The following is a 25201-nucleotide window of genomic DNA, read 5'->3' as shown; positions in this document are numbered from 1 at the left end:
CCTTTTAGTGCCAATATTCAGATTTTTAAGATCCTTAAAAAGGTCCATACTGTATGCTTTGAGCAATGACCAAAAAGATAATCGCTATCGCAAACTGAATCAGAAGATATGGAAACACCCATTTTACCCATTTCGTAAATGATATGCCTGCCACTGCCAATCCAGCCAATAGCACTCCAGAAGTCGGAAATATCATATTCGAAATCCCATCCCCTAATTGGAAAGCTAATACTGCCGTTTGTCTTGTCACACCCATTAAATCCGCTAATGGAGCCATGATCGGCATCGTCAATGCAGCTTGCCCACTTCCGGATGGAACAATGAAGTTAAGAAATAATTGGACAATGAACATTCCGATTGCATTTATGGCGGGAGGAAGTTGTTCAACCAATCCTGCAGCATAATATAGAATGGTATCCAACAATCCGCCACTTGTAATGATGACCAGGATTGTCTGCGCAACTCCTATTATCAATGCCCCAGAAACCATATCGCCTGCTCCTGAAATAAAACCATTAGCCATCTTGGATGGAGTTAAGCCTCCAATTATGCCCATAATGATCCCGCTTAATAAAAACAAGCCGCCAATTTCACTTATATACCATCCTAATTTAATAACTCCGTATATTAATAGGATGAAATTCACCAATAAAATAATTAAAGCGGCGCTATGTCTTTTACTTATCCTAAAGTTTTTATCAAAATGTGCATGATCTTCACGCCTGAATTTCCCATACTCCCCCAGTTCAGGGTTTCTTTTAACCTTCATTGCATGGAAATAGATGTACAATACTGTAACGATATAAAACACTGCAAGAAGAGCGATTCGCAATCCCATTCCCGAATACATGGGCAGTTCTGCAATACTTTGGGCAACTCCTACATTAAAAGGGTTCGTAATGCCCGAAATGAATCCAGTCGCCAATGTCCCAAGCATGACGATCGCAAAACCCGTAAGTGCATCAAAGCCTAATGCAATCGTCATCGGAACAATGATTGCGATATAAACTAATGCATCTTCAGCAGACCCGATCAGTGTCCCTAATGAAGCGAAGATCAATACCATCAACGGAATGAGCAATTTCACTTTTGTTCCGAATCGGACAGCCACAAACTTAATGAAAGAATCCAGTGCTCCAGTTGCCTGCATGATTCCCAATGCCCCGCCAAACAAAAAGACGAATAAGATAATTGATGCTCCTTCAATCATCCCTGCGTGAATGCTGCTGAACATTTCCAATAATCCCACTGGTGTTGATTCAATGAATTCAAATGAAGTTGGATCGACTACACTTCGGCCATCCTTTTCAATTCTTTCATATTGGCCTGCAGGCAAGATATAGGTTAAAACCGTCACGATTACAATTACGATAAACATTAAGACAAAGGGATTAATCCCTTTTTCCGGTAACTCCGTTAGTTGGTTAAGTGGCTTATTATTCTGATTAAGCGGCTCGGAAGTGATTTGACCATTAGGCAGGTCATTCATATAAATACCCCCAGTTAAAGTTTTATACTACTAATCCAGTTTTCCTGTCGGACCATCACTTCTCAACCAAACACTTAAACATACTCTTTATTAACTTCTCCAGCATAACGGGCGTATGGACGAAGGCACTATCGATGTGAAGGCGCTCAGTACGCTGGTGGGCATCCTTGCCGAACGGCCCCACATTAAGTACGGGTGCCTGAAGCCTTTGCATATCAGCAAAAGGAATGCTGTAAGTATCGCCCCAGACCGGTGTATTTTTTTCAAAAGCCGTCCAGCCATCAGACTCATCAGTATATTGAACATAGCTTAAATCGCAAATGCCATTAAAATAATGAATTTGGCTGACTTCTTCATCAAGCAATCTAGCAGTTTCCTTCATTAATTTCACAGATTCCATGATAAGCGGATCATCGGACGTATTGACGGCTGGATAATATGGCGGTGCGAACAGCAATACGATGGCGGGTGAAAGCTCCTGACATTGTATCATCAATTTTTCTGCGATCCTAAATGATTTTTCCCGCTCATCCAAATCCATGTTTCCTTTAACTTCACTTTTTATTTGCTCAACAAAACTGCCGCCAAATTTGTCCTCGGCATATGAAAGTAACTTTTCGTAGCGCAATACTTGTACTTCACCTACACCTTCAATATGTTCTCGCAGACAAAGAGCTTTATAAGATTCATTGCATTTTATCGCTGCTTCGTTTGCAACCTGCTCGAATAAATCCATTATTTCTGCAGCTGTCCTTTTCATAATGAACACATTATATAGCGCTGCTGCACGATAGGGTGTCTGTGTTGAATATTGTAGTTTCAGATCTTTTTGCTGAAGCGATACTGGTAAAGGTGTTTCCTCGCCAAGATCACTTTCCTGAAAAAGAGTGTTCCACTCCATGAGCTGCGTAAGGAATGAGGCTATATAGTTAGCCGTTATGCCCTTTAATGGCTCACCCACATGAGTTTCTTTCCCATAAAAAAGGGCAGCGGGCATGATTTTCCCCAAAGTTCCGGAATAAATATAATGTCTATTATCGCCCGGCTTCTGTGAAAAGGAAGGTTCACTATTAAAAAACATTTTATAGGAAAGGTCATATTTATCACGTAAAGACACAAGTTCTTTAACTGCAGCCCTCATTCCCGCAGAATTCACTTCCTCATCAGGAACGGTTAACAGCAGGAGATTGATCGGCCATTTTTCAACGCTTGCCTTTTCGATGATAGCCATATGAAGGGCAAGCCCCATTTTCATATCCATTGTTCCTCTACCAAACAAGTACTTTCCTGATTCAAGATCAATGCGCGCTTCTTCCGGTAAATCATCTTTTCGGTCATGAAGTTTTTTTGTGAGCTCCTCCGGCTGAAATGCAAGAGTCTCAAGATCACCGTATTCTTCAGTATGAACCGTATCAAAATGGCTGATTAATACAACGGTCTCCTTGCTATCGGGATGTTTATAAAAGGCATTGACAAAGTTCCTCCCTAAATCAGCCTCGTGAAGCGATAAGTACGCCGGATTCCTTTTAAAATATTCAAGCTCCCTCAATTTCTCTTGAACCTTATAAGGGAACACTAGCTCCCCTGGTGTAAGAGTACGGCTTTCCCAGCTAACAAGTTCACACAACAAAGCACGAAGCGTTTCTGGAGTACCCCATAGTAATTGACTCATTTCAATCCCCCTTCATCAATATTTGTACGAACCACCGGGCAGGTTAAACAAGTTGGACCGCCAGTGCCTTTGTAACTGATTTCAGTTCCTTTGTATTCATAAACCGTTGCTCCGGCATCAAGAAGCTGTCGCTTCGTGTAAGCGTTACCAGAAGATATAACGCAAACCCGCGGAGCGATGGCAAGCACATTACAGCCCAAGTTCAAGTACTCATCAACCGGCACATCGATAAGCTGAATGCCTCGTTCAATAAGCAGTTTTCTGAAAAAGACAGGCATAAGGCGGGAATGAACTACGGCTAAATCATGGTCGACAAGGCTGATGAAAGACATTAGATGGAGACACTCTCCCTCTCCTTGATCATGCGGCAGCTGAACTACGATGAAATCATCCACAAGATGTGCGGTCATTTCCTTTAATTGCCGAATGGCTTCTGCGTTTGTACGATAACCATGTCCGACAACCAGGGTTTTATCATCAAGCCAAATGATATCACCGCCATCCGCGACCGCATCACCCGTTAAATACCCAATAATCGGGATGTTCTTTTCCTTGCAAAATTCCTTGTATACATTAGCTTCAGGCTGCCTCAATTCTTTCCCTGACTTTAAAATAATGGCCCCTTGGCTTGTGAATTTGATCGGGTCATGCGCATATAAGGAGTCAATCCCGACTACCGAAGATGCTGGTAAATAATCGATGTTTGGAACATATTTCTCCAAAATGGAAATAAAGTCACCATACTCGGTTAGAGCTTCGTTAAAATCTGGCTCTTCCGCAAAGTTGAAGTTCCGCCATGCTTGGCTTAAATGCTCTTGACTAATAAAAGCTTCTTTCGGATGTTTTACAATGACACGTTCCAATGGTTTGTACATGGACGAACAATAAGTCACTGCCTCTCCCTCCTTTTCCGCATACCGGAAAACGTTTCCGCTAATAGGAATATTTTCTTTTATTATAAAATTAGTTTTGGTATAATGTCAATATGTTTTAAATATTCAAATAAATCAACGTTTTATACAACTTGAAAGATAGGTGGTTTGTTTATGCAATCGATCGACCGTGCCATGAACGTTATAAAGGTGCTCGTTTCCAATTCATCGGAAAACTGGCTGTCAATTACGGAACTTTCTCAAGAGTGTGATCTTCCTGTCAGCTCCATGCATCGTTTGTTAAAAGCGATGTCCTCGCATGGGTTAATCCAACAGGACGGGCAAACCAAACAATATGGTTTGGGGAATATTTGGCTCGAATACGGTTTACGTATGTATGACAAAATGGATTACATCAGCCAAATAAGGCCTGAACTGGAAAGACTGATGAACAATGTGGAGGAAAGCGTCTATCTTAGCCAGCCAATCGGAATGGAATCACTTGTTATCGAACGAATCGACAGTGAAAAAAGCCAAATCCGGGTTTATGACCAGCTTGGCTCACGAGTTCCTATGCATATTGGGGCAGCCAATAAAGCGATGCTCGCCTATATGCCATATAAACAAGCGAAAAAAATTGTAGATGCTCTTCTGCCAACTCAAGAAAGAGCAGCTTTTTGGGATATATTGCAAGAGACTAAAATGAAGGGACATGGAATCAGTCACAGTGAAAGAACAGAGGGAACATGTTCTGTTGCCGTGCCGATATTGAACCATTTTGGGGAAGTTCATGGTGCGGTGAGCATAGGTTTTGTCAGCTTTAACCTGACAGAAGAAAGACTTGATTTCCTCATTAAGAATGTGATGGAAACTGGCAATCGGGTTTCTGCAAAATTGGGGTATAGGGGACAATGAATAAGCGGGCAGTGGTGGATTATCGGATAAGCCAAAAAAAGAAGATGAATCATTTCATCTTCTTTTCGTTTTTATATTAATCGCTGCCGGTCACGAATAAATCTTCCCTGAAATAGGCAAGGACCTCGCCGGCCACAACAGGTTCTCCCTCCAATACCTCTAATGATTCTATCTTTCCGCTGACACCAATATCAATGATTTCCACACAGCCATCTGCCTTCTTAATCTGAAATAATTGTTCCCATTCATAAAACCTGGAATTTTTGGATATTGAAATTTTTTCAATCCTGCCTTCACAAGGGCTTAGAATCACATCAACGTACATTTAAATCATTCCTTCCTTCAGTATTCTTCAAAATGAAATGGGGTTTGTAACACTAACCTGAGAAAGTTTTGGAACTCAGGTATATCTTCTTGTTCAATGCCCAGGGTCGGAGCCCAGTACTGATCTAAATTAATATCATTGGCACAAAGCAGGATCATTCTTCCGCTTTGCATGGAAGTCACCATTGCTTTACCGAAAAACTGGCCCGAATATACAATGGTCACATCATATCTATAATCTTGTGACAATAAGCAATAATGATGAATAGCCTGGTTTTCTTTATTTTCGGAAAGAATATCAAAATTCAACGGATTGCCTCCTTTCTTGTAAGCCCTAATTCGTTCAGAACCTGATCCAACCCCGAAGCTGGGATGCTTCAGCTATTTTGCGGATCCCTTCAATATAAGCCGCAACTTTCATGTTCACGGAATATTTTTGTGAAGTATGGTAGACATTCAAAAAGCTGGCCGTTATCTTTTCCTTCAATCGTTCATCCACAAGCTCTTCCGTCCAGTAATAGCCTTGGTTGTTCTGGCACCATTCAAAATACGAGACTATCACCCCTCCTGAATTCGCCAAAATATCCGGAACTAGCACTATACCTTTATCATCAAGAATCTTGATTGCTTCCTTTGTGGTCGGACCATTTGCTGCTTCAATCAGGATTTCACATTTTAATCGTATTGCATTATCTTTATTCACCACTCCGCTGATGGCTGCAGGAATCAGCACATCACACTCTTTTTCCAATAATTCTTGATTGGATAACGAATCTTTGTATAAGTTCGAAACGACCCCAAACGAGTCCCTGTTCTCCAAAAGGTAAGGAATGTCCAGGCCATTCGGATCATATAAACCTCCAAGCTCATCCGCTATTCCGACAACCTTAGCCCCCATTTCATGTAAATACATGGCCAAATGACTGCCAACATTACCGAATCCCTGAATGATTACCCGCATGCCTTCAATAGGAATCCCCTTTAAATCACATATCATTTGAAGTGTGTATAATACTCCTTTGGAAGTGGCCTTTTCCCTGCCCTTCGATCCCCCTAACCTCAGAGGCTTTCCTGTAATGAAGCCGGGTGAATCAAATTCCCTGATGTGATCGTATTCATCCAGCATCCAGGCCATGATTTGTGAATTCGTATACATATCAGGTGCCGGGATATCTTTTGTAGGTCCCACTATTTGACTTACTGCCCTGACATACCCTCTGCTTAATCTTTCAAGCTCAGATGAACTCATCTGTCTGGGATCACACACAATGCCGCCTTTCGCACCTCCATATGGAAGATCTGTTATTCCGCATTTCAAGCTCATCCACCCGGCCAATGCTTTAACTTCTTCGGGAGTGACATCCGGGTGAAACCGAATCCCCCCTTTAGTTGGACCGGCTGCATCATTATGTTGAGCCCGATATCCTTGAAACATCCTTGTCTCCCCATTATCCATTTGAATAGGAATACAGACTTCCAGAAAACGCATTGGCGCTTTTAGAAAATCAAAAACCTGATCTGGATAGTTCAAAACATGAATCGCTTCTTTTAAGATATCCTGGAATTCTTGCAGTGGATTATCCAATTGACGTTTTTCAATTACCTTAATTTTCTCTGTCATCTTAGCACCTCACTTATATTCTTATAACTTATTAAGCAACTTTCATGCCAGCTTTGAGGATATTATGTGGATAGCAATATACCGCCATTTCCCAATCATCAGCATCATCATGCAATCATCAGGAAATATGTATTAATTCATAAGCAATTCAGATTTGCATATATAAACAGTAATGATTAAATACATAAAAAAAGCATCCTTTTTAGGTTGCGTCAGATTGTAGACAAACTCGATTTTCATCGAGTTTGTCTACAGTCATTTAAGGGGTTGTACAATTTGAAAGTTGCCTCCAGGCACTCGCTCCTATCAAATTTGTATTAAAATTTAGTTAGAACTCCTTTTTTTACAAACTGGATATCGAAGCGATTTTTACCACATTCTTAAAACTAAACCATTGGTTATCCTTTATTTATTTTTACTGTTTTATATGATGAAAACTCGCTGGATTGAAGAAATTTGCGACACTCCTGCCGAATAGTGGCTAGCCGAGACCCGGGAGACGCTTACTTTAGCTGCCATGAATTTAAAGAAGATTTCCAACTGACAGGCAAGGGACGAAAATGGTTGCGGTCATCTATTCTCTATACCTGCTTCAAATCCAATTAAAAAATCAAAAAGGTTTCGGAATGAAACCATTCCGAAACCTTTTTGTCTATAAACTGAAGCATCCTTATCGGATGCGTTTTTTCTTGGAAGATCTTATAGCTGAATTTCTTCAACTTGGTATTGGGGCGGAGCTTTCCGGAATGCCTTTGTGATATATAATAGATAACAAAAACCAATAATGAACCAACTTGTCCCCATTATTAGGGAACTTGTCTCAAGGTTGATCCAAAGAATTCCAATTGCTATAGCACCAATTAAAGGCATGATTAAGTATTGAATACACCCCTTTATCGTTCGATGCTTCTTTTCCCGAATGATAAAATGGCTGATCACTGACAGATTTACAAAGGTAAATGCCATTAATGCACCAAAGTTGATCAGTGACGTTGCTGTCACTAGATCAAAGAATAAAGCCGACAATGAAATGACTCCAACTATGAGTACATTAATCGCTGGTGTCTTCCACTTAGGATGAATAAATCCAAACCATTTTTCCGGAAACACTTTATCACGGCCCATAACATACAAAAGACGGGAAACGCTGGCATGTGATGCTAGTCCCGAGGCTAGCGTATTGACGAAAGTCGTACAAAGAAAAATGGATTGAAATAGCTTCCCGCCTACATAAAGGGCGATTTCCGGTAATGCAGCATCCGGTTCCTTAAAACGGGATATATCCGGAAAAAAGAGCTGAATAAAGAAAGATGCGGTAATGAAGATGATTCCACCCCAAAGTGCAGTTAAAAATATCGCTTTTGGAATCGTTTTTTTCGGATCCGGCGTTTCCTCAGATAGTGTCGTTACCGCATCGAATCCCAAAAAGGAAAAACAAAGGATCGTGGCCCCGGTTATTATGGCCGAGAAGTCCATCCCTTCATTTACGAAAGGCATTAATGTAAACACTTCTCCTGTACCTTCCCCATCATTCAAACCTTTGACAACAAGAATGATGAACACTGCCATGATGGCAATCTGAATTAAAACAAAAAGCGCATTAAAGTTAGCAAGTACATTGACGCTCCTGAGATTGAGAATGGTGACGATTGCTACGAATAATACTACCCAAATCCACGTGGGAACTCCTGGAAATAATGCTGTCAGATAAATTTTGGTTAACAATGCATTTACCATAGGTAAAAATAAATAGTCTAACAAAGAAGACCATCCTACCAGGAATCCTAAATGCGGGTTTATGGCCTTTTGTGTATAAGTGTAGGCAGAACCTGCAGCAGGAAAAACCTTTACAAGTTTTCCATAGCTGGCAGCTGTAAAAAGCATCCCCACCAATGCAACGATATAGGCAGTCGGCACATGGCCGCCCGTAATCCCAGATACAATGCCGAATGTATCAAATACGACCATGGGGGTCATATATGCTAACCCCATCATAACGATTTGCCATAACTTCAGTGATCTTTTCAATGTAACCTCATTTTCCACCTATCATTCCTCCTTGAAACCGCTTTCAAACTAGTGGGTTCATTTTCTTAACTAGATAAATCTCCATGCCTCCCTCTTTTTTAAAAGTTTTACCTATATACCTAAATGCAATTTCTGTGCCACATGATTTCTGTTTACTTCGACAAACGAAAAACGCCTAAAATGCTACTTAATTCCTGTATTTTTAATCGAAAAAGATTGATTCATAGAAATGAAGTCTTTCAGCATCTCTTCCATCTGCGATTCAATCTCCCATAAATTATTCGTCTTTGCATATTCCAAGCACATGTTACCTGGTTAGAAACCGCAAGAAATCACTGCCTGTGACTTGGCATGGTAATTGCATAAATACCTATATGAGTTTCAAAACCTATTAAGTTATAAGAAAATGGAGGAATAGAAAAATGAAATATCCTTTATCACCTGATGTTCAACCAGAGTTTTGTACCACAGGGTCATTTATGCGCTTACCTTCTACAAGAGAAAATGCCAAATTGGCAGTGGTAGGTATGCCTTTTGATACAGCTGCTTCATTCAGGGTAGGAGCCCGTTTTGCTCCACAGGCAGTCCGCCAAGCATCCATGACGTTGTTTCCTTATCATCCCATTCACAAGGTATTTCCGTTTGACGAATGTAATGCAATTGATATTGGGGATGTTTCGGTGATTCCCCATAATATACATCGAAGCTATGAGTTAATTGAAAAGGCCATGTCAGACTTGATGAAAAACGGGATCATTCCAATAGGAATCGGAGGAGATCATTCAGTAACATTGGCTAATCTAAGAGCAGCCGCAAAAATACACGGTCCTGTTGCACTTCTTCATTTTGATTCACATACAGATACCTGGGATACTTATTATGAAGAAAAATACTGGCATGGTTCGCCGTTTATCCGTGCATATGAGGAAGGTTTGCTCCAAACGGATAAAGTTTTCCAGATTGGCATCAGAGGTACGCTCAATCATCCAGGAGATTTAGATTCCAGTACAGATCTAGGCTACAATGTAATAACAACGCCCGAGCTGAAGAAGAGAGGAATCGAAGATGTCGTGAAGGAAGTCAAGAAAACCATTGGGGATACACCATGTTTCTTGACCTTTGATATTGATTTTGTTGATCCATCCTGCGCTCCTGGAACTGGCACATTGGAGGTCGGCGGTCTAAATAGCTTTGAAACCCTAGAGATGATACGCTCTCTGCAAGGGTTCAACTTTATTGGGTTCGACCTGGTGGAAGTCCTCCCGCCGTATGATCCAACACAAATTACTTCACTATTGGCAGCCACCATCATTCATGACTTTGCCAGTTTAGTAGCCTTACAACTAAAAGAAGAACAAAAAAAGGAGAATTCAACCGAAAAAAGCTTATAGGAGCAAACACCCACTATTAACGTAGGGACAAATCAGGTACAAACTGTAATCGTTCAAAAGGCATCTGCTTTTAGTGAAAGCAGATGCCTTTTTTCTATGTAATCTTTTATCTTGTCCTGCTATTTCCACTATAAATCATTTCATATAGTCTGATGAACAAGTTCAAGCTACTAGGGTGTAGGAAAATAAAAAAACACATCCCATCTGAAAGAATGGAATGTGTCTTCATTTTATTCGTCCGATTCTAACCCGGGACGATTGGATTGTGTTGGCAGGGTGTCCCAAAAGCTTGCATCAACCGTTTCAATTGAATCATCGGCAATAGCTCTGACAGCTGCATCCAAAGTGGTTACCGTTTGCTTTATTAGATAGCCATTACTTTTTTGTCCAAGCGCTACTGACTCGACATTGTGGTCCGACATACCTCGCATCTCAAAAAGAAGTGTAGCAATATCATAGCGAACGGCTGCACCATTACGGCCTATATTTTCTCCAGAACCGCCATCATACCTGCCAATATGCCCCCAACCAGTTGGTTCAATGGAGTTATATACAACAGCACCCAGTTTTTTTGAGGCTTCTAACACTTCAGGCTTTACGTTTGCGTTTGTAGGATAAAGAATTGAACCTGAAACAAGTTCACCGTCCGTTTCGCTTAGCGTCCCTTGATGATGTAAATCTATCATGTAGTCTATATCGTATTTCGCAAATACATTTTCGTGTAAAGCCTTTACCTCTACTTGCATGTTATCAGTTTTTTTATCATGCTCACGGTTCAAGTCGATCCCATTTGCATTTGCCCGTGTTAGATGCCGATCACCTTTTGCTAAATAGTCATCAAGGGGGAAATTAACATCTCCCATGGCCCCATCTGCGTTTAACATGGGAATGATCAGTATATTAACATTTTCCAAAATACCTTTAGTCTTGTTCGTGCCTAGATGTTTAATGAATTCGAGTGCACCCTCAGTAGTCAGTTGTTCATTTCCATGCTGTTGAGTCAAAAATAGTATAGTAGGATTCTTAGGATTTGAGATGTACTTCGCTAGGTAAATATCCCTCCCTTTTACCGTTTCCCCGATTACTTCCAGTGCCAGCCTTTCTTGTTTTGCATCCTGCGTTTTAAGATAGCTTACAAGGCTTTCATATGTATGAAGATTTGAAGTTGTAACTTGTCCATTTCCAGCACTGGGGCCATTTCCAACCGCTCCGACTGGTAGCGCAACAGCTGTTACTGCGCTTAAGGTCATTAAACTAGATAATGAAACTGATAGAACCTTCTTTTTAAAATTCAATAAAAACCCTCCTTATAAAATATAATAATCAGAAAAATAACTATTAATAATATTCTGACATTTTTACTACTTTATGTTAATAGTGAAAAATAACTATGTTTCCAAATAGTTTTCTTCTACACAATATAACTTGAAGGAATTACTTCTGCAAAGGCGATATTCAAATGTTCCCGATGAAGAAAAACCAGGCGGACACCCGTCTGGTTACTTCAATCTAGGCTGGAAGTTGATACACTCACCAAATATTTATTATTGCCTGCCCTCCGTTAATGGAATTGACTCGTATTGTTCCGGATTGATTTTATATACAGATCCATCAGTAACTCCATCAATAATTCCATATAACCCTCTTTCAACTGCTTTAATGAGCATGCCTTTTTTCTTTTGGCCAAAGGACTGTGTTTGGCCTCTAACTTCAAAGAGCACTGTCCCACTTCCATTTAAAGCAAAGGCTCCTAAAGCCGTTCCAGGAAGGTTTTGGTTTTGCGGATATAAGGATATATTTCCATATGGAGAATTACCTTGTTCTTTCATAGCATTATATACCGCTACATTCAATTGTCTGGAAAAATCATAATTATAGTTTTTTGCATATTTGGCATAATCTTGTCCTGAAGGCGAGCTTGGATCTGGAACAAATTGAGCGGAAATCGAGTATGTGACTAAATCATCCGTTCCATCAACTTCATAATAGGGAGCTTGGTGATGCAAGTCCACAAAAATCTCCACCTTTCCGTATTGCTTCAGTAGAGACTTGTAAACATCACGTGTTGTTTGTGATTCAGGTGTTATGAACCAGCCAGGGGTGGATGATTTTCCAGGGAAGTCTTTAGCTTGGGGAATATAATTCAAATCAGGATTAAAGTCACGATTGACATCGAAACCAGGTTTGGACTCATAATCGAATGATTCATTTTTGTATGTATAATAGTTCCAAGATGGATTCGCTCCTGCTAACTGTGGAAACTGTTCCACGACCTCTGCCCAGGTCATATCATTTCCCCGACGGTTCAATTCAGCAGCATCCGGATTCATTTTAGGCAAAACGACCAGGGTAATTTCCTTACGAATTTTCTCTGCTTCAGGAGAGTTGGTCCCCAAAAACTTCAAGATATTCAAGATGGCATCCGTACCGGTTTTCTCATTTCCATGAATCTCACTTTGAATTAAAACGACTTTGTCGCCAGTTCCCACGGTTGCTTTATAGATTTCTCTATTTCTATTGGAATATCCAGCTACATCCACTTTTACTTTACCTTGGCTATCACTCGCAATTTGTTCTAGCTTTTTCCCTAGTTCAGCATGATCTGTAAAACCTGAAACCGAATAAGTTTGTTGAATGGGTGTTCCCGGGGCTGTTTCATTAGCTGCAAATGTTGGTGCCGCAATACTCGCCGATAAAATGGCAACTCCCAGAGTTGAAATAACTTTCCTGTTTTTCATATTACAACAATCACTCTCCCTTAAATTATTTTTCTATATCATTATACAAAATGGGAAAGTAGAAATTTGTTGGAATTTGATGTCGTATTATGGCTATTTTATGATTTGGGCATCTGCTTTAAGTTCACGCAAAAAAAAACGTGACATTTTTATCGAGGATTGTTGTTCGCGGTCTGTCGAATTGATGATTTGTACTATAACATCACATTACGTTATAATTAAAGGAAAAATACAAGAAAGGGGAAAACATGAAACTCAACACTAATAGTTCTACGCCATTATACATGCAATTAAAGCAATCTATCATCGAAGATATAAACAAAGGGATTTACTCTTCTGGCGAAAGATTGCCAACCGAAACAGATTTATGCGACATATATGGAGTTAGTCGCATTACTGTAAGAAAAGCGGTTTTGGATCTGGTGGAAGAGGGACTGCTAATACGCCAACAGGGAAAGGGAACGTTTGTCCAATACCCTAAAGTAAAAAGAGAATTATTTGCTGTAAATGGGCATGCTGAATATATGTCAGAATTAGGGAAGATACCTCAAACTAAAATCCTTTCATTTGGAATACTGCCTGCACCGGCTAATATTTCCAAATCCTTGGAGATTACTCCTGAAAGTGATGTTCTTGAATTACAACGGATCTTATACTATGATAATCAACCTCTCACCTTAGAAATTTCACATTATTCCTTAAAGATCCTGCCAAATTTAAATCAACATGTCCATAACTCTGTTTCCATGTATGATATCATAAAGCATAAATATAATATAACTCCTGTTCATAACACGAAACTTTTAAATATGGTATTGGCAAATGCAGATGAAGCAAAATATTTAGAATGCGAAGTGGGAGATCCCCTTTTCAAAGTGGAGAAAGTGGCATATGACGGTAAGAAGCAGCCTATCCATTCATCCTTCCTATATTATCCTGCTAATCGCGTGACCTTTACGATTGATAGTTCAATATCGCAAGAAAAAGGTAACGAATCCCCCTCCTAATCCGGGATCTCGTTACCTTTATTCATCCATGCATCATTTTAAACCATCATATGATCTGGATTATATACTTTGCCATACCCAAAAGCACCATAATCCTGACAGGTTTGGGAGGCGACTGATGCTCCTTTTTGTAAAGCTTTATATACATCTTGTCCTTGAACGTACGATGAGAGAAAACCAGCAATAAAGGAATCTCCCGCCCCCAACGTATCTACAACTTTGGTTTGGATAATAGCTTGTTCATATATTTGATTTTCAGTCGATAAAAGTGCCCCCTTTTCCCCACGAGTAACACATATCACCTTTGTGCCGAATGAATGAACCTTTTGAATAAGTGCGTTGCACTCTGCCTCGTTTAAATTGCTTCCGGAAAAAAATGCATAATTCACAAACGGACAAACCTTTTGTAAATAGTGATCCTCTTGATTTGTCGAAAAATCAAAAGAAATTTCAATAAATTGGTGTAATATTGGAAGGTTATGCTCTATACGGCTATATACACTTGTATGAAGAAGGTCGTGTTGCCGAATATAATCCAAATCCTTGTCATTCAGTACGATTCCCAATCTGGATTGAATTCCCCCTTTATTCGAACCAATAAAAATTCGGTCCCCGTCCTTATCCAACGCGACGACTGCCATACCATTCTCTCCTACTGCTTGTCTTACTCTACTAATCTCTATCTTTTCTTTTTGCAATGCCTCTAACACATGGTCTGCTGCCCCGTCATTTCCTACAATGCCAATATATGAAGATTGCTCATCATTTAAACGATTGCACAATACTGCCACGTTTAATGAATTGCCGCCAGGATATATCTTTCCTTGATCTTTATAAAAATCTACTACGTTATCGCCAATTCCAATTAATTTCATACCTGTTCCCCCTGTTATCATTTTACACTTCCACTAGCAATTCCACGGATAAAGTACTTCTGCATGAATAAAAATAAAATGACGATAGGTGCCGCTGAAATCGTTAATCCAGAAAGTAACACTCCCCAATCTGTTTGCAGTGCATCCCGAAATTGCATTAAACCGGCAGGTATCGTACGTAAACTATCATCATCTATAAAGATGATCGCGAACATGAATTCATTCCATGTATAGTAAGCTGTTAAAATTGCCGTTGTTAATAAAATAGGCTTACTCATAGGAATGAAAATTCTAAAAAGGATTCCAAGGTTTGTGCATCCATCCAACCGGGCAGCCTCTTCAAGTTCTTTCGGAATGGACAGGAAGTAGGCCCGAATCAACAAGATGGTTAGCGGAATTCTGTATGCTACATAAGGTAAGATTAATGCCCAATGGGTGTTATATATACCTAGCTTCTGAATTATATTATACAAAGGGATCAGGCTTACTTGGGGAGATAGCATCAACCCCCCTAAGCATATGACCAAAATGAAAGCCTTTCCACGAAAATCAAAGCGAGATAATCCGTAGGCACCTAATGCACTTACTAATACCGTTAGAATACTTGTCAAACCAGTAACCATGACACTATTTAAAAAGTAGGAAGAAATCCCACTATTCCAGGCTGTTACATAATTTTCAAACAACCATGTATGAGGAAGGGACCAACTATGGTTAAAAATTTCCTCTGTGCTTTTAAAAGAACTGATGACCATCCATAATAAGGGATAGGCTACAACAAGAAAGTATGCGATTAAACCTGCATAGACTAGTGCTACTCTCATATTATAGTCTTTTCTTTTCCTTGCATATTTTAGATTTTTAACAACTAATTCCGGTACTCTGATCGTTGATTTAGGCATCTCCATTATTAGTCCCCCTTTCCTGTTTTAAATATTTTCATTTGAACAAGAGAAATAAGTAACGTAATAATTAGGATAACCGTTGCAATGGCTGAAGCATATCCCATCATATCTTTTGAAAAAGCCGTTTTATATAAATAGGTACTTAGGACTTCCGAAGAAGTTCCCGGACCCCCTCCGGTTAAGATATATGGCTCATTAAACACTGTAAAAGCACCTGTCAGTGTTAAGATTACGGCTACAAATGTCATTTCCTTCGTTTCTGGAACCGTAATGTGAAAAAACGTTTTTATTTTATTCGCTCCATCCATTTCAGCTGCCTCATATAGCTCAGGTGAAATTTTTTGAATGGATACGATATATAACATGGCTATATAACCAATCGATTGCCACTGTGAGACAGCAATGACTGCATAGATTGCCGTATCACTATCGCCCAACCATGGCAGTGCTAAATTATTCAATCCAATCATTTTAAGAAACTGATTTAACAACCCCACTTCCGGGTTGTAAAAAAATGAAAACAGCAACGCTATGACTGTCATTGAAACGACGACTGGTAAGAAATAGACTGTACGAAAGATGGGTGAAAATTTACGGATCAATTTATCTTCTAAAACAGCTGCAACAATTAACCCTCCAAATACTTGGAAAACAATTGAAATGACTGCATAAAGAATATTATTTTTTAAAGCTTCATAAAATACGGGATCTTTAAACAAAGTAAAGTAGTTGTCCAACCCTACAAATGCTTTATTTGGTGAAAAAGTACTCCAATTATACAGACTGTCGCCAATATTCTGGAAAATGGGGATATAAACTAGCAGTAAAAAAACTAACGCTGGAAGAAGATATAGATAAGGTACAAATTTATCGAGTTTTATCATTAAAAGATCACTCCCTTAATAAAACGGAAAAATGATTTCCCTTATTTTCCCGCTTCGATTCTAACAGTATCGGCAGCTTTTTGAACATCACGCATGATTTGTTTAGGTGTTTTATCTCCATTTAACATCATTTGTGCTCCTGTTAAATAAGCATCTGCAATACGCGCATCAATACTCATGTCAAACCATGGAGCCATTTCATTGGCGTTCAATATGCTTTGAACCGCTTCAAGCTGTTCCGGGGAAGAATTATTTTCATTCACTGTACCTTCAACTGCACTATACTTGCCCACATCAGTGACTAGTTTCTCTCCCATCTGTTTAGTGGTTAAAAACTTTAAAAACTCCATCGCCTCTTTAGGATGCTTTGTCTTGGAAGAAATCATAAAGCCCTCAGGCGAACCCGTTAGATTTGTTTGATTGCCTTTTCCACCTTCTACTTCAGGAAAGTTAAACATTCCAAGTTCAAACTTAGTGGGTCCAAATAGCTTGATTTCTGCCGATTCAGCATAAATCATGGGTGCTTTACCGTTTGAAAATTGCTGCCTAGCATATTCGTGATCTATTGAATTCGTATTCTCATTAAAATAAGGTAATAACTCTTGGAATTTTTCAAGCGCTTTTATGTAGTCGTCATCCTTGAATTTTCCGGTTTTTCGATTATAATCCATTGTCAGCACTTCCGGTCTAACAAGGCGTTGATTCAATGTGCCCAAATAATGTGAAATTGTCCAAGTGTCTTGACTGCCGAATTGAATGGCTGTGTAGTTATTCTTTTTTAACACTTTTAACACGTCGATTAATTCATTCCAGGTTTTAGGCGGGTTTATGTTCAATTTTTCGAAGACATCCTTGTTATAGAAAAACATTTTCCCATCCATTGTTACGGGGACACCATACACCTTATTATTAAATGTATACGGTTTGACTTGGGATGGAACGAGTTGTGAAGACCATTCCGGATCGTTTTCATAATAAGAAGTTAAATCCAAAGCTTTATTCCCTCGCACAAACTGACTGGCAAATTCATCACTCCATGAGAAATAAACATCAGGTGGATTATTTGTACCAGTCATTACTTTAATTTTGTCTTTATACGAATCATTTAGCACTGCTTCGGTTTTAATATTGATATCGGGGTTTTGTTTTTCAAATTCTTTTACAACTTCATTAAAGTAAGTTTTTTCAGGTTCCTTTGGCCACCTATGGAAAAATGTTAAGGTAGTTTTTCCAACATCTGATTCTGAAGATGTTTTTTCACCAGAACATCCCCCTAGCATTAAAGATAAACTTAAAAATGATGCGATTATAAGTTTTGTTTTTCTCATGAATACCCTCCTTATTATAAATGCTTTTATCATCAGGAAATTATACTATAATGTTATAAAACATTATAGTATAATTCGTAAAAAATATACAGAATATTAAGTTTTCTTTAATTATTAGTATTCTACTTTCCACATATAACGCCTCTTGCTTAAAGGATGATTACGCGCTTCCGCTAATTCTTCTGCATATTGACGCAATACACGATTTAAGATAAGCGGCGCAATATATCCTTTTACTTCTTCATCGATACCATCAAGATCATACTGTTTTGCATCTAGCACCGTTAGCTTTTTGCCATAACGCTGAGAAAAAGATAAAGCTCTTTCTTCTAATGGTCTTGTTTCATCCAATCCCAATAGAATGATAAACGGTACATTTTCATCAATAATTTCAAATGGTCCATGGAAGTACTCGCCCGCATGAATGGCATGTGAGTGTATCCATTGCATTTCCATTAAGATGCAAATACTAAAAGAATAGGCTGTCCCGTAGTTGGAACCACTTGCCATTGTATAGATAACAGGTTCTTTTGCATGGGATTGGGCGAATACTCTTGAATTAGAAGCTTCTTGCTCCAGGGCTTTTTCATACACTGGCTGTAAATTCTCTAAACTAGATACTAGTTTTCCAAACTTCTCATTGTTTTCCGCTATATGAAGTACACCAAAAACTAGTTGATATAAAACACTCAGGTTTGTATCAAAGGCGTTTACACCGTTACCCCATTCATATTTAATGAAAATATCCGCATTTTGGGCTAATGGTGATTCTGGTTCGTTCGTTAATGCCACTGTAAACGCACCTTTACTTTTTGCAAACTTAGCCGCTTCTGCCGTTTCGGGAGTTGTTCCAGACATAGAGCATAAAATTACTAAGGATTCCTTCCCTAGTTGTTGTGGATTACGATGTATAAACTCATTTGAACTATATAGATCAGAAGTTATATTTTCAGCTTCACGATCCAGAATATACTTAGCTGAATACATGATGGCAGAAGATCCCCCGCATGCTACAAAATAAATATTGTTAATTTTCTTGCCCTTTAATTGATCCAATACTGTTTTTACATTACTTTTTACATTAATAACCGATTTACTCATTTTCCCACTCCTCCAATATTTGATATACAACATTATGTAATGTTATATATTGTTATATTAAATCATGAGCTTTCTTTAGTCAATCTATTTGTCAGAATATTTTATTTATTACTTTTTCTTGAATCAGTTAGTTACTATATCTCAGTTTTTTTTCCATCAAGATTTTCATTAAAATTTATTTGTTTAAATAACCCCTTCCACTAGGACATCTAATGTGCTACACTTCTTACTTTTTTCTGATTTTCCCAACCATTAATAATATCAACGGCAGAATAAAACAAATCGTTAAGGATAATGGTGTCCAAGCTGTAGCCATAAAGTTTTGATAATGCACGATATCTGGATGCGAAAAGATGGTAAAAGTGAGAATTAGAAAAGCTAATGGGAATAGTAGAATTTTGTAATTTTTTAATCCTAGCAATTGAGCTATTCCTAAAGCGAGTCCATAAAAGCATATGGTCAACTTAAAATACTCTGTAAAAACCCAAATGAAGGCAACAATGACCTCGACCCTTTCAAAAAAATTACCGATGCTTATCCTCATCCCCAATTTATAAGAAGGATAGGACAATCTCGCTGTATTATCAGCACCCAATACTAGGATACTGAAAAGGATCACCAAGAATAGAACGCTGCCACCTAAAATTGTCCCTAAATAAAAGTTTTTCTTCACATTAGCCTTTTCGTTTACATATGGAGTGATCATTAAAAAGAAAACAAGCTGAACATAAGGCAGTGCTAAGGAGTGATATGATCCCCTCAATATCGGTTTCATGCCTTTTTCAAATATAGGTTGCAAATTTTCGATTTTGATATCCGGGATAAGAAATACGAATAATATGAAAAGCAGCAGTACAAGCCAAGGAAAAAAGATTAATGCAGTCCGGCAGATAACTTCCAATCCTAGCCGTGCACCAAATAAGCTTGTTAATATAAACAAGATCATAATCATTTCCAAAGGTGTCTCAACCAGAACCTGTGTTGAAAAAAAATTCCCAATTTCACTAAGTAACGCTGAAGAAAGGTAATATAAATATAATAGGAAAAGGAGTGCAGAGATCTTCCCGATCCATTTCCCAAATATTTTTTCATTAACTTCTATATAAGTCATGGATGGGTAAAGTGATGCGAGCCGGGTAAATAAGAAAACGAAACATAAACCGATGAGAGTAGCTAAGATATAGGCAATCCAGCCATCCTGTTTTGCTAAAGAGACAAGTACGGAAGGTAAAGTAAGTATCGCTCCTCCTATGGTGAATATGATGACCATTATTAGAAATTCACCAGAGCTGATTTTTCCTTTTTCGAGCATATTCGATACCTCCCTAGGATAAAATACGATCCATGAAATGAGCGAGTGGACTATATATTTTCGTTATCCAGTCTATAGGAGTGGGAATGGTAACATCCTTGATAATTAAAATACTCAACGTCATGCCAACTAAAAGCAATAAAATGAAAATGACAATTTCCTTCCAGCATTTCTTTTTGATAAGGGGTGGTATTTCGAAAAATGAAATAATAGCTCCAGTACACACTGTTCCAATAATTGCCCACATTGATCTTTACTCCTCGATTTCTTTTTGAAAGGATTCTGATATGGTGCCTAAATTGCGAATCTTTGCTTTAACGGTTACATTCACGTCCAATTTTGCGAATTCCTGATCCCAATTTCCTTCTAAACGTTTCCATGCTTTAGGATCGGTTCTATGAATTTCGTCACCAAAACCGAAGATGTCACTTTGATACTTCTCTTGAAGCGTTTTTATCGATCCTTCTATTTTATCCTTAATGTCTTTTGCGTATCTTTTATTCAATTCTTCGATTTTTTCGGGTTTTGTTAAATCAATTGTGCATTCTACTTCCCCTATACTCCCTTCTGACGTGACATTTATATCAATTTTCGGATTTCCTTTTTCCATTTTTCCCTTGATTTTCGTTTTTGTACTTGTCGTGTTGACCGTAATTTGGTCACCTTCACATGGAATATTTACCGCGGTGGACTTAACATGATCCGTAATGTAACTAACACCTTTACTGTCGTTCCTGTTTAACCAGCCGACAAGTTTATCCTTCTTGAATACTCCAAGATAATCCAATCGCAGGCCGGATTTCGGGGAGATATCTTGTGCATTCGTTACATTGCTTCCTGCTTCGGGATCACCATAAACGAGAATTCCCGTTAGCATGGCCTGTCTGCCTTTGCTGACGATACTGCTGACCAGCTCATCCAAAGTGACCGTCCTTGTAGGCGCCCATCTTGTCTCTGAATTTTCCAAGGCATCAAAAACTTTATTTGCCGGTATTTTTTCAAGGGCCGTTTGCACATTAAGCGTATCATAAGCAGTTGAACCCTTCGCAACGGTCATATAGAAATCGGAACGCAACTCCTTTTGCCTGGAAAGGACATCCAGAGGCTTTGCAATTCCTGCCCTGGCCATTTCCTCACCAAAGACAACTTCACGAAGATGTGCGACATATAACCTTCTTGGTACATCAGTTGATAGGCTTCTTATTGCTTCAGCAATGGTTGCACCGCTTTTCCTGAAGGTTACAACTTCCGTGCGGCCGGACCTGGCATCACCTGCAAGCTCACTCGAATTTAGAACTTGGACGGTTACAAGATACCCATCTTCTTTTTTATCAATTCCCATGGCAGTAACGATGGCAAGTTCGTTCAACTCAATGCTGCTCCAACAGCCGGATAAACAAATTATAGGTAGCATTAAAAATACCTTTAGCATTTTTTTCATCATGAACCCTCATAATCTCATCATTTTATCTAGGTGGTTTAGGAGGACTTACTTCTCCTCTGTCTGTATCATTTTTACTGATCAAACGAGGCCGCTTTAATAATGACCAATGTGGCATACGAATGATGTTGTCTTTTTGATCTTGTAAAATGAATGGTGCATTTGGAGCTAAATATGGTAAACCAAAAGATCTTATGCTATTTAAATGCAGGACCATCACGATCAGCCCCAAAATGATCCCGTATAACCCAAATGTAGCGGCAAGAATCATAAACAAGAATCGAAGCATCCGAAAAGCCATGGCCATACTATTGGCTGGGAACACAAAGCTGCAGATGGCTGTTAAGGACACGATGATAACCATTGTTGCCGAAACGAACCCTGCTTCGACAGCAGCCTGTCCAATAACTAATGCACCAACGATGGAAATGGATGACCCGATTGCCCTAGGCATCCTCACACCTGCCTCACGCAAGATTTCAAATACTACCTCCATCAGCATCGCTTCTACAAAAGCTGGAAAAGGAACACCCTCTCGCTGTGAGGCTAGACTTATGAGTAAAGGAGTAGGAAGCATTTCTTGATGAAAGGTCGAAACAGCAATATAAAGAGACGGTGTAAGCAAAGCAAGGAAAAAGGATAAATACCGTAATACTCGAATTAATGTTGCAATGTCCGCCCGTTGATAATAGTCTTCACTGGACTGGAAAAAATGCACCATCAGTGCTGGAACGATAAGGACAAACGGAGTTCCGTCAATTAGTATCGCAATCCTTCCTTCTAAAATGGCAGCGGCTACAGCATCAGGTCGTTCCGTATTATAAACGGTTGGAAAAGGAGTGTATACTTCATCCTGAATAAGCTCTTCAATGTAACCACTCTCTAGAATCGCATCTATATTGATTCGATTTATCCGGCTTTGCAATTCTGAAACCGTTTTATCATTGGCAACACCTTTTAAATACATAATCGCTACGTCTGTTTGCGTTTTTTCTCCAATCTGTTTTGTTTCAAGCCATAGGTTAGGATCTTTTATTCTCCGTCGTATTAAAGCAGTATTTGTTCGCAGCGTTTCAGTGAACCCATCCTTTGGTCCTCTGACTACTGTTTGGGAGGAAGGTTCCTGAACTCCGCGATCGGCCCAATCTCGTGATCCGAGTGCCATTCCTTTTGGGGAGCCGTCAATCAATAACATCGTGTCTCCCGATAAGACATGGTTAAAAAGCTTTTGAAAATCATTTATTTCCACTATCCCCCCGACAGGAAGAATATGTGATTTTATCATTTCAAAACAGTCAGTGTGATTAAGGAGCGCTACGTCCAACTCCGAATTCCGAATTTCAACCATCAAAGTGTCGAGGATGAAATCTTGGATGGAAGCTGAATCCGTTAATCCATCTGTATAAACGACGCCTAATTTAATTTGCCCATTTTTACCTGCTTGAAAATCCCTTATAACTATGTCTGAGCTATTTCCTACCGTTTTCTTAATATGGTTTAAGTTAAATTGAAGGTCAGAAGAGATAAGTTTTGTTTCAAGTTTCTTTGAGTCTTCACTTCGGTTTTGGGCTTGAACCGGATTTTGGTTGTGATTATTAGTTTTGCTGGAGTTTGGATGTTCGCTTTGCTTTGGGTCTGCTTCTTGTTTTTTACTTTTCACCGATTGTTTATCTTCAATTAATTTCCTCAATGGGATAGGAACTCGAGATTTCAATGCTAACCCCCTCATAACCAAAAGCCTGTTAAAATTATGTTTTCACCTTGGCAGCAATTATATCCATCTAAGTAAAATAAATTGCAATTAATTTTCAAGCGCAAAATTCAATTAAAGGTTGCTGAAGATGCCTCGGATATTAACCTTTTTGGACCTATTTTTTCCAACAAAATTGAATTACATTAACCACTTCCCGTCATCCCTGCAAACTTGGAAGCAACTTCTCTTTTGGAGTCAGTTCAGTAGGCATAACATTAAAAATGGATTTTCTTTGACAACCCCGTTGTAGGCTTTTTCCGATGAAAATGCCTTAAGGTAATTTTGTATATTAATTGTCTTTTATTAATCTAAAACTTTCTTGCTGAAGCACAACTAATGAAATTTATTGGAAGTTATGTTTAAAAGTATCCTATGAGTAAATGCATAGATTGCCAATATTCGCATAATCTATTATCATTTTCGAGGCAACGATTTTAACTTATGCTTGTTGGACTAAAGTAGTATGAAGTTGGCTGGTTTAGGGGCACGAAAAAAGATAAATGAAGAAAAACCCTGCAGAGATATCTCCACAGAGTTTCTATAAGCTTTTAACTAATTTTTAAGCTTTTAACTAATTTTTTGGTGCAGGCACCTTGCCTTTGAAAAGGCGAATGGCGACGAACTATATATGGTAACAAGGGGCCGAATTCAAGATTCCAATGTAATATATTCAGCTCCCTGGTCTTTTGCCCAATTATGTATATAACTTAGCAGATTATATCCAAGGCCACTAGGACGATGATTTACATCAGTAACCAAATCTTGAACATAAACATAGCGCTCATTATGTGAATCTTCACGCCAGCTAATACCTGCTAACGCTACGATGCTCGTATCATGATATAAAGCAAATAACTTTTTACCCTCCTTACGCATATCATTTAATAATTCTAGATATTCCTTAAAAGTCAAATCAGTACGCAACTGACTTAATATAGGATAAGCCTGTAAGAATTGATGTTCTACAGTTAACTCTACTATATTTTCTACTGGTATTTTCATTCTAAAGTTCCCCTACCTTTTTTACTTTAATGGATTTGCCTTCCGGATTAAATTTCTGACATATAACCAAGGGCAAACTAAACATCAAATAAATGTTTCAATAATTGTGTGTCTAACAGTATCCCATTCTTCTCCTTTCTCCATATTTATTAGAAATACACACATAGATATACACATAAATAATATGCAAGAATCGCGCCAACTCAAATCTATTACAAATCAAATATTCAGTTCCTAAAAAATTATGATGTGGGGGAATTTAAATACTTTCTCTTGGACCAATAGGAGAAGCTGCATAATGGAAGTGGGACAAGTAAAATTATTCTGCTATGTTTTTTCCAGTAATTTACCCAACTCTCGTTTTCAAATTATTTTCCTATGTGTTTGACAATTGTATATTTTGTCTCGGATTAACGGCCATATAACTTTAGATAAGGAGGTTTACACATATTTCAAATACAGATTGTTTATTTTTGATTTTGATTCCGGAATAAGAAATAAGAATAATATAAAAAGCAGCAAAATCGAGCCTGAATAATGAAA

At 38.7% G+C, this 25201-nt stretch carries 22 protein-coding genes; 3 read left to right on the top strand and 19 right to left on the bottom strand.

Annotation, left to right across the window (positions count from 1 at the left end):
- Positions 1–34: 34 nt before the first annotated feature.
- The 3 genes from ACQKMF_RS06540 to ACQKMF_RS06530 all read right to left on the bottom strand — a co-directional run bounded on the left by ACQKMF_RS06540 (position 35) and on the right by ACQKMF_RS06530 (position 4036).
- Positions 35–1378 (bottom strand): YfcC family protein, encoded by a 1344-nt coding sequence (locus tag ACQKMF_RS06540; protein ID WP_427572432.1) that lies wholly within the window; start codon positions 1376–1378, stop codon positions 35–37.
- A gap of 166 nt (positions 1379–1544) precedes the next feature.
- The gene (locus tag ACQKMF_RS06535) at positions 1545–3161 is read right to left on the bottom strand and encodes a M20/M25/M40 family metallo-hydrolase (RefSeq protein ID WP_101222315.1); all 1617 of its coding nucleotides are present in this window, start codon (positions 3159–3161) and stop codon (positions 1545–1547) included.
- Complete coding sequence (locus ACQKMF_RS06530; RefSeq protein WP_427572430.1) at positions 3158–4036, bottom strand: dimethylarginine dimethylaminohydrolase family protein; 879 nt, start codon at positions 4034–4036, stop codon at positions 3158–3160. Before ACQKMF_RS06530 ends, ACQKMF_RS06535 begins: the two co-directional genes overlap by 4 nt.
- A gap of 171 nt (positions 4037–4207) precedes the next feature.
- On the opposite strand from ACQKMF_RS06530, the gene ACQKMF_RS06525 reads away from it, so the two are divergent.
- Entirely contained in the window at positions 4208–4948 is a 741-nt protein-coding gene (locus tag ACQKMF_RS06525; protein WP_101222317.1) for an IclR family transcriptional regulator, read from the top strand.
- Positions 4949–5024: 76 nt separating this feature from the next.
- On the opposite strand, the gene ACQKMF_RS06520 is transcribed toward ACQKMF_RS06525, so the two are convergent.
- From ACQKMF_RS06520 to ACQKMF_RS06505, 4 genes are all read right to left on the bottom strand, one after another.
- A complete protein-coding gene (locus ACQKMF_RS06520; protein WP_101222318.1) occupies positions 5025–5273 on the bottom strand; it encodes a hypothetical protein in 249 nt (82 codons plus the stop codon).
- Positions 5274–5290: 17 nt separating this feature from the next.
- On the bottom strand, positions 5291–5581 hold the full coding sequence (locus tag ACQKMF_RS06515; protein WP_101222319.1) for an SAV0927 family protein: 291 nt from the start codon (positions 5579–5581) through the stop codon (positions 5291–5293).
- 34 nt (positions 5582–5615) lie between these two features.
- Positions 5616–6893, bottom strand: a complete 1278-nt coding sequence (locus ACQKMF_RS06510; RefSeq protein WP_230176896.1) for a Glu/Leu/Phe/Val family dehydrogenase — start codon at positions 6891–6893, stop codon at positions 5616–5618.
- Between the two features lie 699 nt (positions 6894–7592).
- Positions 7593–8939, bottom strand: coding sequence for an APC family permease (locus tag ACQKMF_RS06505; protein ID WP_402937938.1), 1347 nt, complete (start codon positions 8937–8939; stop codon positions 7593–7595).
- A 404-nt stretch (positions 8940–9343) separates the two neighbouring features.
- Between ACQKMF_RS06505 and speB the strand changes: the two genes are divergently transcribed.
- Positions 9344–10312, top strand: a complete 969-nt coding sequence (gene speB, locus ACQKMF_RS06500) for an agmatinase (protein WP_230176897.1) — start codon at positions 9344–9346, stop codon at positions 10310–10312.
- A 230-nt stretch (positions 10313–10542) separates the two neighbouring features.
- On the opposite strand, the gene ACQKMF_RS06495 is transcribed toward speB, so the two are convergent.
- Entirely contained in the window at positions 10543–11607 is a 1065-nt protein-coding gene (locus ACQKMF_RS06495; RefSeq protein ID WP_101222322.1) for a M14 family zinc carboxypeptidase, read from the bottom strand.
- A 249-nt stretch (positions 11608–11856) separates the two neighbouring features.
- The gene (locus ACQKMF_RS06490; RefSeq protein WP_402937943.1) at positions 11857–13050 is read right to left on the bottom strand and encodes a M14 family zinc carboxypeptidase; all 1194 of its coding nucleotides are present in this window, start codon (positions 13048–13050) and stop codon (positions 11857–11859) included.
- A gap of 248 nt (positions 13051–13298) precedes the next feature.
- Here ACQKMF_RS06490 and ACQKMF_RS06485 point away from each other — a divergent pair, with 248 nt between their 5' ends.
- A complete protein-coding gene (locus ACQKMF_RS06485; RefSeq protein WP_101222324.1) occupies positions 13299–14057 on the top strand; it encodes a GntR family transcriptional regulator in 759 nt (252 codons plus the stop codon).
- A 38-nt stretch (positions 14058–14095) separates the two neighbouring features.
- Here ACQKMF_RS06485 and ACQKMF_RS06480 read toward each other — a convergent pair whose 3' ends face one another.
- From ACQKMF_RS06480 to ACQKMF_RS06435, 10 genes are all read right to left on the bottom strand, one after another.
- The gene (locus ACQKMF_RS06480) at positions 14096–14932 is read right to left on the bottom strand and encodes a PfkB family carbohydrate kinase (protein ID WP_427572197.1); all 837 of its coding nucleotides are present in this window, start codon (positions 14930–14932) and stop codon (positions 14096–14098) included.
- A gap of 17 nt (positions 14933–14949) precedes the next feature.
- Complete coding sequence (locus ACQKMF_RS06475; RefSeq protein WP_427572428.1) at positions 14950–15756, bottom strand: carbohydrate ABC transporter permease; 807 nt, start codon at positions 15754–15756, stop codon at positions 14950–14952.
- An 86-nt stretch (positions 15757–15842) separates the two neighbouring features.
- Positions 15843–16721, bottom strand: coding sequence for a carbohydrate ABC transporter permease (locus ACQKMF_RS06470; protein ID WP_101222327.1), 879 nt, complete (start codon positions 16719–16721; stop codon positions 15843–15845).
- A 41-nt stretch (positions 16722–16762) separates the two neighbouring features.
- Entirely contained in the window at positions 16763–18049 is a 1287-nt protein-coding gene (locus ACQKMF_RS06465) for an ABC transporter substrate-binding protein (RefSeq protein WP_402937953.1), read from the bottom strand.
- Positions 18050–18163: 114 nt separating this feature from the next.
- Positions 18164–19150 carry an SIS domain-containing protein gene (locus ACQKMF_RS06460; protein WP_402937956.1) on the bottom strand — a complete coding sequence of 329 codons (987 nt, stop codon included), beginning with the start codon at positions 19148–19150 and terminating at the stop codon, positions 18164–18166.
- Between the two features lie 226 nt (positions 19151–19376).
- Positions 19377–20462 (bottom strand): GerAB/ArcD/ProY family transporter, encoded by a 1086-nt coding sequence (locus ACQKMF_RS06455; protein WP_427572194.1) that lies wholly within the window; start codon positions 20460–20462, stop codon positions 19377–19379.
- Between the two features lie 13 nt (positions 20463–20475).
- Entirely contained in the window at positions 20476–20709 is a 234-nt protein-coding gene (locus tag ACQKMF_RS06450) for a hypothetical protein (RefSeq protein ID WP_063575803.1), read from the bottom strand.
- Between the two features lie 6 nt (positions 20710–20715).
- Entirely contained in the window at positions 20716–21903 is a 1188-nt protein-coding gene (locus ACQKMF_RS06445) for a Ger(x)C family spore germination protein (protein WP_402937961.1), read from the bottom strand.
- Between the two features lie 25 nt (positions 21904–21928).
- Positions 21929–23563 (bottom strand): spore germination protein, encoded by a 1635-nt coding sequence (locus ACQKMF_RS06440; protein WP_427572426.1) that lies wholly within the window; start codon positions 23561–23563, stop codon positions 21929–21931.
- A 741-nt stretch (positions 23564–24304) separates the two neighbouring features.
- Positions 24305–24658, bottom strand: coding sequence for a GNAT family N-acetyltransferase (locus ACQKMF_RS06435; RefSeq protein WP_101222333.1), 354 nt, complete (start codon positions 24656–24658; stop codon positions 24305–24307).
- Positions 24659–25201: the final 543 nt, after the last annotated feature.

This window comes from Peribacillus sp. NPDC101480, from assembly GCF_050277335.1.
GTDB lineage: Bacteria > Bacillota > Bacilli > Bacillales > DSM-1321 > Peribacillus.
This window is presented reverse-complemented; position numbering and strand designations above follow the sequence as displayed.